Origin of the sequence: Kitasatospora sp. NPDC058048 (genome assembly GCF_042885555.1) — a bacterium.
Lineage (GTDB): Bacteria > Actinomycetota > Actinomycetes > Streptomycetales > Streptomycetaceae > Kitasatospora > Kitasatospora lactacystinica.
Map to the genome: position 1 here is coordinate 106,084 of NZ_JBHVRT010000032.1, position 9,603 is coordinate 115,686.

10 protein-coding genes are annotated in these 9,603 nt (G+C 72.9%); 4 read left to right on the forward strand and 6 right to left on the reverse strand.

The window, feature by feature from the left end:
• The first annotated feature begins 335 nt into the window (after positions 1 to 335).
• A complete protein-coding gene (locus ACFVVA_RS29420) occupies positions 336 to 830 on the forward strand; it encodes a DUF3145 domain-containing protein (protein WP_359913089.1) in 495 nt (164 codons plus the stop codon).
• 109 nt (positions 831 to 939) lie between these two features.
• On the opposite strand, the gene fabF is transcribed toward ACFVVA_RS29420, so the two are convergent.
• From fabF to ACFVVA_RS29445, 5 genes are all read right to left on the reverse strand, one after another.
• Entirely contained in the window at positions 940 to 2,205 is a 1,266-nt protein-coding gene (gene fabF / locus ACFVVA_RS29425) for a beta-ketoacyl-ACP synthase II (protein ID WP_359913086.1), read from the reverse strand.
• A gap of 186 nt (positions 2,206 to 2,391) precedes the next feature.
• Entirely contained in the window at positions 2,392 to 2,631 is a 240-nt protein-coding gene (locus tag ACFVVA_RS29430) for an acyl carrier protein (RefSeq protein ID WP_224283099.1), read from the reverse strand.
• A gap of 75 nt (positions 2,632 to 2,706) precedes the next feature.
• Positions 2,707 to 3,738, reverse strand: a complete 1,032-nt coding sequence (locus ACFVVA_RS29435; RefSeq protein WP_387693807.1) for a beta-ketoacyl-ACP synthase III — start codon at positions 3,736 to 3,738, stop codon at positions 2,707 to 2,709.
• Positions 3,735 to 4,685 (reverse strand): ACP S-malonyltransferase, encoded by a 951-nt coding sequence (locus tag ACFVVA_RS29440; RefSeq protein ID WP_387693808.1) that lies wholly within the window; start codon positions 4,683 to 4,685, stop codon positions 3,735 to 3,737. Before ACFVVA_RS29440 ends, ACFVVA_RS29435 begins: the two co-directional genes overlap by 4 nt.
• 91 nt (positions 4,686 to 4,776) lie before the next feature.
• A complete protein-coding gene (locus tag ACFVVA_RS29445) occupies positions 4,777 to 5,973 on the reverse strand; it encodes a helix-turn-helix domain-containing protein (protein WP_359913095.1) in 1,197 nt (398 codons plus the stop codon).
• Positions 5,974 to 6,199: 226 nt separating this feature from the next.
• Between ACFVVA_RS29445 and ACFVVA_RS29450 the strand changes: the two genes are divergently transcribed.
• Positions 6,200 to 6,976 (forward strand): pirin family protein, encoded by a 777-nt coding sequence (locus tag ACFVVA_RS29450; protein ID WP_387693809.1) that lies wholly within the window; start codon positions 6,200 to 6,202, stop codon positions 6,974 to 6,976.
• 59 nt (positions 6,977 to 7,035) lie between these two features.
• On the opposite strand, the gene ACFVVA_RS29455 is transcribed toward ACFVVA_RS29450, so the two are convergent.
• Complete coding sequence (locus ACFVVA_RS29455; RefSeq protein ID WP_387693810.1) at positions 7,036 to 7,872, reverse strand: serine hydrolase domain-containing protein; 837 nt, start codon at positions 7,870 to 7,872, stop codon at positions 7,036 to 7,038.
• 133 nt (positions 7,873 to 8,005) lie between these two features.
• On the opposite strand from ACFVVA_RS29455, the gene ACFVVA_RS29460 reads away from it, so the two are divergent.
• Entirely contained in the window at positions 8,006 to 8,509 is a 504-nt protein-coding gene (locus tag ACFVVA_RS29460) for a MerR family transcriptional regulator (RefSeq protein ID WP_380358834.1), read from the forward strand.
• Positions 8,506 to 9,519 carry an aldo/keto reductase gene (locus ACFVVA_RS29465; RefSeq protein ID WP_387693811.1) on the forward strand — a complete coding sequence of 338 codons (1,014 nt, stop codon included), beginning with the start codon at positions 8,506 to 8,508 and terminating at the stop codon, positions 9,517 to 9,519. The genes ACFVVA_RS29460 and ACFVVA_RS29465 overlap by 4 nt, the downstream gene beginning before the upstream one ends.
• Positions 9,520 to 9,603: the final 84 nt, after the last annotated feature.

A 9,603-nucleotide genomic window follows, 5' to 3' on the forward strand; every position in this document is an offset into this window, starting at 1 on the left:
TCGCCCGCACCGGGCGGCGGGGCGGTCGGGCATCGGCGGTGCGCGCTCGGGCGCGGGCGGCGCGGCCGCACTACCGCATTCCGGCCGGATCCGAAAGTGCGTCATCCATCCTGCGGCGCCGCGCGGTACGGTGGTCCCGCCGGCGATGGGGCCGTTCGGGGGAGAGATCCGGCCGAGGGGTAGACCTCGTTGAGGATTCGACTAGCATTGAGCGAAAGCCTGTCCGTTTTGCTCAATTTAGTAGCTTAATGTCGGCTAACGTGAGTAACTGCGGATCAACTGCAGGCACGAGGCAGCTGGGGAAGGCGACCCTCGTCCACAGCCTGGAGGTCCCGGTGACGACACGTGGAGTTCTGTACATCCACACCGCGCCCCGCGCGCTGTGCCCGCACGTCGAGTGGGCCGTCGCGGGGGTGCTCGGTGTGCGGGTGAGCCTGGACTGGATCCGCCAGCCGGCCGCACCCGGGCACTGGCGTGCCGAGCTCTCCTGGCAGGGGGAGCCCGGTACGGCTTCGAAGCTCGCCTCCGCGCTGCGCGGCTGGCAGCTGATGCGGTACGAGGTGACCAGCGAGCCCTGCGCCACGGCGGAGGGGGAGCGGTACAGCAGCACGCCCTCGCTCGGCATCTTCCACGCCGTCACGGGCATCCACGGCGACATCCTGATCCCCGAGGACCGATTGCGCGCCGTCCTGCTGCGCGCCCGCAGCGAGGGGGCCGACCTGGAGGCCGAGATCGCCCGGCTGCTCGGCAAGCCCTGGGACGACGAGCTGGAGCCGTTCCGGTACGCGGGCGAGGGCGCGCCGGTGCGCTGGCTGCACCAGGTGGTCTGAGGCCGCCCCGCACGGACCGGGGCCCGGCACGGACCGGCCCGCACGGACCGGACGGACACGACGAAGGGGCCGGCGCTCGAGGAGAGCGCCGGCCCCTTCGTCACGGGCGTCAGCGGGTGCGGAAGGCCAGCACCACGTTGTGGCCGCCGAAGCCGAACGAGTTGTTCAGCGCGGCGATCCGGCCCTCGGGCAGCTTGCGGGCCTCGTCGCGGACGATGTCGGCGTCCACGTCGTCGTCCAGCTCGTCCACGTTGATGGTCGGCGGGGCGATCCGGTGGTACAGCGCCAGCACGGTGGCGACGGTCTCGATGCCGCCGGCGCCGCCCAGCAGGTGTCCGGTCATCGACTTGGTGGCCGAGACCGCGATGTGGTCGAGGTCGTCGCCCAGCTCCTTGCGCAGCGCCTTCAGCTCGGCGGTGTCGCCCTGGGGGGTCGAGGTGGCGTGCGCGTTGACGTGCACGATCTCGGCCTTGTCCAGCTCGTTGCGCTCGAACAGGTCGGCCAGCGCGCGGGCCACGCCGGCGCCGGTCGGCTCGGGCTGGGCGATGTGGTGGGCGTCCGAGGACAGGCCCTGGCCCACGGCCTCGCAGTAGATCCGGGCGCCGCGCGCCTCGGCGTGCTCGACCGACTCCAGCACGACCACGCCGGCACCCTCGCCCAGGACGAAGCCGTCGCGGGCCTTGTCGTAGGGGCGGGACGCGCGCTGCGGGTCGTCGTTCTTCTTGGACATCGCCATCATGTTGGCGAACGCGGCGATCGGCAGCGGGTGGATCGCCGCCTCGGTGCCGCCGGCCACCACGACGTCGGCGCGGCCGGTACGGATCATCTCGATCGCGTAGCCGATCGCCTCGGCGCCGGAGGCACAGGCGGAGACGGGGGTGTGCACGCCCGCGCGGGCGCCGACCTCCAGACCGACGTTGGCCGCCGGGGAGTTGGGCATCAGCATCGGGACGGTGTGCGGGGAGACCTTGCGGGCGCCCTTCTCCTTCAGCACGTCGTACTGGTCGAGGAGCGTGGTCACGCCGCCGATGCCGGAGGCGATCACGGCGCCCAGGCGCTCGGGGGCGAGCTTGGAGGACTCGTCGGTGGCGGGGGTCTCGTAGCCGGCGTCGGCCCAGGCCTCGCGGGCGGCGATCAGCGCGAACTGGGCCGAGCGGTCCAGCTTGCGGGCCAGCGGGCGGGGCAGGATCTCGCCCGGCTCGACGGCGGTCCTCGCCGCGATCTTCACCGGCAGGTCCTCGGCCCACTCCTCGGTCAGGGCCGCCACGCCGGACCTGCCGGCGACCAGGTTCTCCCAGGTGCTGGCGGCGTCGGCGCCCAGCGGCGTGAAGGCGCCGATACCCGTGACGACCACGGTGCGGTTTTCAGCGGTCACTGGTTTCTTCTTCTCTCACGTGTGCGGGGGGTCGGCGGCGTGCCGAGGAAGGGCCCGGCCGGGCGCCCCGAGTGGGGGCGTCCCGGCCGGCGGGGTCGGCCAGGCTCGACGAGCCCGGCCGACCGGTCAGCCTTCGCCGGCGTACGGGACGCCGGACGGGCTGGCCGAGTCGAACTGGTCGACCGATCAGGCGTTGAGGATGTAGTTCACCGCGTCGCCGACGGTCTTCAGGTTCTTGACCTCGTCGTCCGGGATCTTGACGTCGAAGCGCTCCTCGGCGGCCACGACGACCTCGACCATGGACAGCGAGTCGACGTCCAGGTCGTCGGTGAAGGACTTGTCGAGCTGGACGTCCTCGGTCGGGATGCCGGCGATCTCGTTGACGATCTCGGCGAGACCTTCCAGGACCTCTTCCTGGGTAGCCATACTGGCTGCTCCTCTACGGTGTTGAGCGTGTCCGGCCGGCGGCCGGGCACAGGCTTGTGAATTGGGCGAATGCGCCTAGGGGAGAGTAACGACTGCTGCGGCGTACACGAGACCCGCCCCGAACCCGATGATCAGGGCCAGGTCCCCGCTGTGGGCCTCACCGCTCTCCAGCATGCGTTCCATCGCCAGCGGGATGGAGGCCGCGGAAGTATTGCCGGTCTCGGCGATGTCGCGGGCGACGGGTACCGACTCCGGCAGCTTGAGCGCCTTGATCATGGCATCCGTGATCCGCATGTTGGCCTGGTGGGGGATGAACGCGCCGAGCTGGTCGGCGGTGATCCCGGCGGCGTCCAGCGCCTGCTGGGCCACCTTGGCCATCTCCCAGACCGCCCAGCGGAAGACCGGCTGGCCGTCCATCCTCAGGGCCGGCCACTTGGTCTCCTCGCCCGCGCCGTTGATCGCGTCGGACTTGGCGAAGGCGGTGTCCCAGGCCTGGGTCTGGGTGATGAGGTCGGCCTGCGAGCCGTCCGAGCCCCAGATCAGCTTGCCGATGCCGGGGGTGTCCGACGGGCCGACGATCGCGGCGCCGGCGCCGTCACCGAAGATGAAGGCGGTGGAGCGGTCCGACTGGTCGGTCAGGTCGCTGAGCCGCTCGACGCCGATGACCAGCACGTACTCGGCGTTGCCGCCGCGGATCATGCCGTCGGCCAGGCCCAGGCCGTAGCCGAAGCCGGCACAGGCGGCCGAGATGTCGAAGGCCGGGGCGTTGCCGCAGCCGAGCCGCTCGGAGATCTCGGTGGCGATCGCGGGGGTCTGCTTGAGGTGCGAGACGGTCGAGACGATCACGCCGCCGATCTGCTCGGCGGAGATCCCGGCCTGGGCGATGGCCTTGCCGGCCGCCTGGACCGACATCTCGGCGACGGACTCCTCCGGGCCGGCCCAGCGGCGCTCGGCGATCCCGCTGCGGGTGCGGATCCACTCGTCCGAGGAATCGATCCACTCCAGGACCTCGGAGTTGGGGATCACCCGGACCGGGCGGTAGCCGCCGACGCCGAGGATGCGCGAGTACTGCGCGCCGCTCACCGGACGGATCTGGGGCTTGGTCATGCCTGGGTCTCCTGCTCCTGACCGCCGTGCTCCGCAACGAGCTCGCGGGCCTTGTCCAGATCGGCGGGGGTCTTGAGGGCGAGCGTGGCCACACCCTTGAGGTTGCGCTTGAGCAGTCCGGTGAGGGTGCCGGCGGGGGACAGCTCGATCACGGCCGTCGCACCCAGCTGCCCGAGGGTCTCCATGCAGAGGTCCCAGCGGACGGGGTTGGAGACCTGCGACACCAGGCGCGCGAGCACCTCGGCACCGGTGTCCACGACCGCGCCGTCCTTGTTGGAGACGTAGCGGACCAGCGGGTCGGCCGCGGTCAGCGTCGGAGCCAGCTGGGCCAGCCGCTCGACGCCCGGGGCCATGTGCTCGGTGTGGAAGGCGCCGGCCACCTTGAGGGCGATCAGCTTGGCGCGGGCCGGCGGGTCCGCCTTCAGCGCCTCCAGCTGGTCCAGCGTGCCGGCGGCGACGATCTGGCCGCCGCCGTTGTTGTTGGCCGGGGTCAGACCGTGCTCGGCCAGCTTCGCCGCGACCTCCTCCGGATCGCCGCCGAGCACGGCGAGCATGCCGGTCTCGGTGACGGCGGCGGCCTCGGCCATGGCCCGGCCGCGCTCACGCACGAAGGTCAGCGCGTCGTGGGCGCCGAGCACCCCGGCGCCGGCGGCGGCGGTGATCTCACCGACGCTGTGACCGGCCACGGCACCGACCAGCTTGCGGGCGGCGTCCTCGTCCGGGAACAGCTCCCGGGCGGTCACCAGACCCGCCGCGACCAGCAGCGGCTGGGCGACGGCGGTGTCCTTGATCTCCTCGGCGGACGCCTCGGTACCGGCGTGCACCAGGTCGAGCCCGGCGACCTCCGACCAGCCGCGGAGGCGGTCGGCGACGCCGTCGAGCTCCAGCCAGGGGCTGAGGAAACCGGGGGACTGAGCACCCTGTCCAGGGGCGACGATTACGAGCACGGTTCAACCCTCTCTCGCCAGGCGCCCAGGGGCGGGTAGGCGACGGTAACGAAGAAAACCATCCGTGATTGTGCGGTTCCTACACTCCGGCTCAGCCGGGCTCCCCGACGGCGCCCAACCGGCCGAGGGCCAGTGCGATCCGCAGGGTGAACGCCGAACGTACGTCGGAGGGGGCGTACCCCGTGACGTCAGTCACACGTCGCAGCCGGTAGCGCACCGTGTTGGGGTGGACAAAGAGCATCCGGGCCGCGCCCTCCAGAGAGGAGGCCTGCTCCAGGTAGACGCTCAGGGTCTCCAGCAGGGCGGACCCGGCCTCGTCCAGCGGTGTGTAGATCTCCTCCACCAGCTGACGGCGCGCGGCCTGGTCGCCGGCCAGTGCCCGCTCGGGCAGCAGATCGTCGGCCAGCACCGGGCGGGGGGCGTCCGGCCAGGCGGCGCAGGCCCGCAGGCCGGCCGCGGCGGCGTGGGCCGAGCGGGTCGCGGAGAGCAGGTCGGGCACGGTCGGGCCGACCACCACCGGGCCCGGCGCGAACTGGCCGATCAGCGCCCGGGCCGCGTGCACCGGCTCCTTCTCGCCGCCGACCACGACCACCAGGCGCTTGCCCAGAACCCCGGTCAGCACGTTCAGCTTGGCGTACCGGGCGGCCCGGCGGATCGCCTCGACCACCAGCTCGCTGTCGCCGTCCGGCGCGCTGCCCATCACCACCCGGACCTGGCTGGGCTGGCCCCAGCCGAGCGCGGCGGCGCGGGAGAGCACACCCTCGTCGGCGTCGCCGGACAGCAGAGAGTTGACCACCAGCGCCTCCAGCCGGGCGTCCCAGGCGCCGCGCGCCTCGGCGGCCTGGGCGTACACCTGGGCGGTCGCGAAGGCGATCTCCCGGGCGTAGACCAGCACCGACTCGCGCATGTCCGCCTCGTCGCCGGGGGCGGCCACCTCCTCGATGGCCTCCTCCATCACCTCGATCGTGGTGCGGATCAGCTCGACGGTCTGGCGCAGGGTGATCGCCCGGGTCAGCTCGCGCGGAGCGGTGCCGAAGACGTCGGTGGAGATCGCCTGGGCGGTGTCGGGGTGGCGGTACCACTCGGTGAAGGCGGCGATGCCGGCCTGGGCGACCAGGCCGATCCAGGAGCGGTGCTCCGGCGGCATCCGCCGGTACCAGCCGAGCTGGTCGTCCATCCGCGAGATCGCGGCGGTGGCCAGCTTGCCGGAGGACTTCTCCAGCCGCTTGAGCGTCGCCGCCCGGCGCTCGGCGCGCTCGGCGGCGTTTCTGCGCTCCTGGGCGGTCAGGCGGGGCGCCGCACGGCCGGGGCGGTCACGGGCCGACCGGGCGGCCGGGCCCTTTCCGGCGGGGTCGGGTGCGGGGCTGGGACTGGGTTCGCTCTTGGAGTTCGCGGAGGCGGCTGGCACAAGGACAAGACTGCCTCACGCGAGTGACTGCTCGTGCACACCCCCCCCGGCACGGTGGCGCGGTGGCAGGAGTCACACCCGTGGGCCCAGCCACTACGGTGGGTGCGTGACCGAAGCCCCCGACCGCCCCCGTGCCGACCTGCGCCGCACCGCCGAGCGCTACCGCTCCGTCCCGGCCGAGGGCGTCGAGACCAGGCACGCGTTCTCCTTCTCCGGCCACTACGACCCGAAGAACACCCACTTCGGGGCGCTGCTCGCGTGCAACGAGGAACTCCTCGCCCCCGGCGCCGGATTCGAGGAGCACAAGCACCGCGACACCGAGATCCTCACCTGGGTGCTGGAGGGCGCGCTCGCCCACCGGGACTCGCACGGCCACAGCGGGGTGGTCCGACCCGGGATGGTCCAGCACCTCAGCGCCGGTTCCGGGGTCACCCACACCGAGCGCAACGTCGGCGGCGCCACCGGGCCGGTCCGCTTCGTCCAGATGTGGCTCCAGCCGGACGAGTTCGACGCGCCCCCCGCCTACGGCCTGCGCAAGGTGGAACCGGCGGACGGCGGGTTGACGCTGCTCGCCTCCGGGCTGGAGCGGGACGCCGGGACGGACGCCCTGCGGCTGCGCCGCGGCGACGCCGCGCTCTGGCTGGCCACCGCCGGGCCGTGGCAGCCGCTGCCGTCACTGCCCGAGGCGCCCTGGCGGTACGCCCACCTGACCGCCGGCTCGCTGGGCTACCGGACCGTCCCCGGACCCAAGGGCGGCGGGCGTTCGATGGTTCCGGGCGACAGCGTGCGGATCACCGGCGAGGCCTTCGCCGACCCGGCGGCGGGGGAGACCGGAGCCGAGCTCCTGCTCTGGGAGATGCACTCGCCGGTCTCCTACGGGTAGGGGCGTGTCCGACAGTTCCCGCCGGGTGCGCGGCGAATGGTCGGACACGCCCCAGCGGCTCAGCGCTTCGGGAGCTCTTCGAGCACCGCGTCGGAGAAGGCCGGCCAGGCCTCGACCGCCCACGGCCCGAAGTCCCGGTCGGTGAGCGCGACGCAGGCGGCGCCGGCCTGCGGGTCGACCCACAGGAAGGTGCCGGACTGGCCGAAGTGCCCGAAGGTTCCGGGGGAGTTGGCGGCGCCGGTCCAGTGCGGGCTCTTGCCGTCGCGGATCTCGAAGCCGAGGCCCCAGTCGTTCGGGCGCTGGTGGCCGTAGCCGGGCAGCACGCCGCTGGTGCCGGGGAAGGCGACCTCGCGGGTGGCCTGCCGGAGCGTGGACGGGTCCAGCAGCTTGGGTGCCTGCAGCTCGGCGGCGAACCGGGCGAGGTCGGCGACGGTGGACAGGCCGCCGGCGCCGGCCGGGGACTTGTGCGCGGTGTTGATCAGGGTGTCCGTCATGCCCAGCGGCTCGAACACCGCCTCGGCGGCGTAGCGGGAGAACTCGATCCCGGCGGCCTCGGACAGCGTCCGGGCCAGCACGTCGAAGCCCGCGTTGGAGTAGAGCCGACGGTTGCCGGGCTCGGCGAACAACCGGTGCTCGTCGAAGCCCAGGCCGGAGGTGTGCGCGAGCAGGTGGCGGACGGTCGAGCCGGCCGGACCGGCCGGGTCGTCCAGCTCGAAGACGCCCTCCTCGACGGCGACCAGCGCCGCGTACGAGGTGAGCAGCTTGGTCACCGAGGCGAGCGGGAACAGGTGCTGCTGCGGCCCGTGCGCGCCCAGGACCGCGCCGTCCGCCCCCCGGACCACCACCGCCGCGGCATGGGGCACCGGCCAGTTCTCGATCATCCGCAAGCTCTCCATGGGATCCGACTGTAGTCGCCGGGAAATTTCGCGGAGAAGGTGGTGGTGGAGCCACCCGGGTGTCGGGCTTGCTTGGAGTGCACTCCAACTCGGTAGCGTCGTTCACGTCGTACAGGACAGGGGGAAACGAGCGATGGCCGCACCCGCACGCATCGAGATCGACCTGCGCAGCTGCTCCGAGGTGTTCAGCCGCCCCGTCGGGGATCCGGACCCGAGGCCGAGGCACACCATCAGCGAGGTCGCCGCGGCGAGCGGGCTGACCACCCACACCCTGCGCTGGTACGAGCGGATCGGCCTGCTGGACCCGGTCGACCGGGCGGCGGGCGGCCAGCGCCGCTATTCCGACGCCGATCTGCACCGGCTGGCCTTCCTGGGCCGGCTGCGGCTGACCGGCATGTCGGTGGCGGACATGCTCAAGTACGTGGACATGGCCCGCCAGGGCGAGCAGACCTACGGGGAGCGGCGGCTGCTCCTGGAGGCCCAGCGCGAGGAGGTCCGACAGCGGATCGTGGACCTCCAGGCCACCCTCGCCGTCCTCGACTACAAGATCGATCTCTATGCCGGGAAGGTCGCCGGTGGCGCCGGTATCCCGGCCACGTGCCAGAACATCCATGTAGAGGAAGAGCAGAGCGCATGACTCAGACCGTCCTTCCCACCGTCGAACTCGGCACCGGCGGCCCGCTGGTGGGCGTCCAGGGCCTCGGCTGCATGGGCATGAGCGAGTTCTACGGCCCCACCGACACCGGCGAGGCGCTCGCCACCCTGGACGCCGCGCTGGCGACCGGTGTCACCCTCTTCGACACCGCCGACATGTACGGCTCCGGCCGCAACGAGGAGCTGATCGGCCCCTTCGTCCGGGCCAACCGGGACCAGGTGGTGCTCGCCACCAAGTTCTCCATCCTGCGCTCCGAGGAGGACGGCGCGGTCCGCGGCATCAGCAACGACCCGGCGTACATCCGGACCGCGGTGGACGCCTCGCTGCGCCGCCTCGGCACGGACGTGATCGACCTGTACTACATGCACCGCCGCGACCCGGCCGTGCCGCTGGCCGACTCGGTCGGTGCCATGGCCGAGCTGGTGCGGGCCGGCAAGGTGCGCCACCTCGGCCTGTCCGAGGTGACCGGGGCGGAGCTGCGCGAGGCGCACGCGATCCATCCGATCGCCGCGCTCCAGTCCGAGTGGTCGGTGTTCGCCCGCGACGTCGAGCGCACGGCGGTCCCGGCCGCGGCGGAGCTGGGCGTCGCCTTCGTGCCGTACTCGCCGCTCGGGCGGGGCTTCCTGACCGGCGCCTTCCAGGACGCCAAGGAGCTCTCGGCGGACGACTACCGCCGTTCCCACCCGCGCTACACCGGCGACAACGCGGCCGCCAACGCCGAACTGCTCGACCCGCTGCGGAAGATTGCGGCGGCCCGCGGCGTGACGCTCGCCCAGGTCGCACTGGCCTGGGTGCACCAGCAGGCCGAGGTGCACGGGCTGGCCGTCGTGCCGATCCCGGGCACCCGCAGGCGCGGCCGGCTCGCCGAGAACACCGCGGCGGCGACGCTGCGGCTGACCGCCGAGGAGCTGGCGCTGCTGGAGCCGGTGGCCGGCCGGGTGGCGGGGAACCGCTACGCGGACATGAGCTCCACCTCGGCGGCGCGCGAGTAGCGGGACCGGCGGCCCGGGGGAGCCGGTGCGGGCTCCCCCGGGCCGCCGGGGCGGTGGCGGGGTCAGACCGGGCGGCCCATCCGG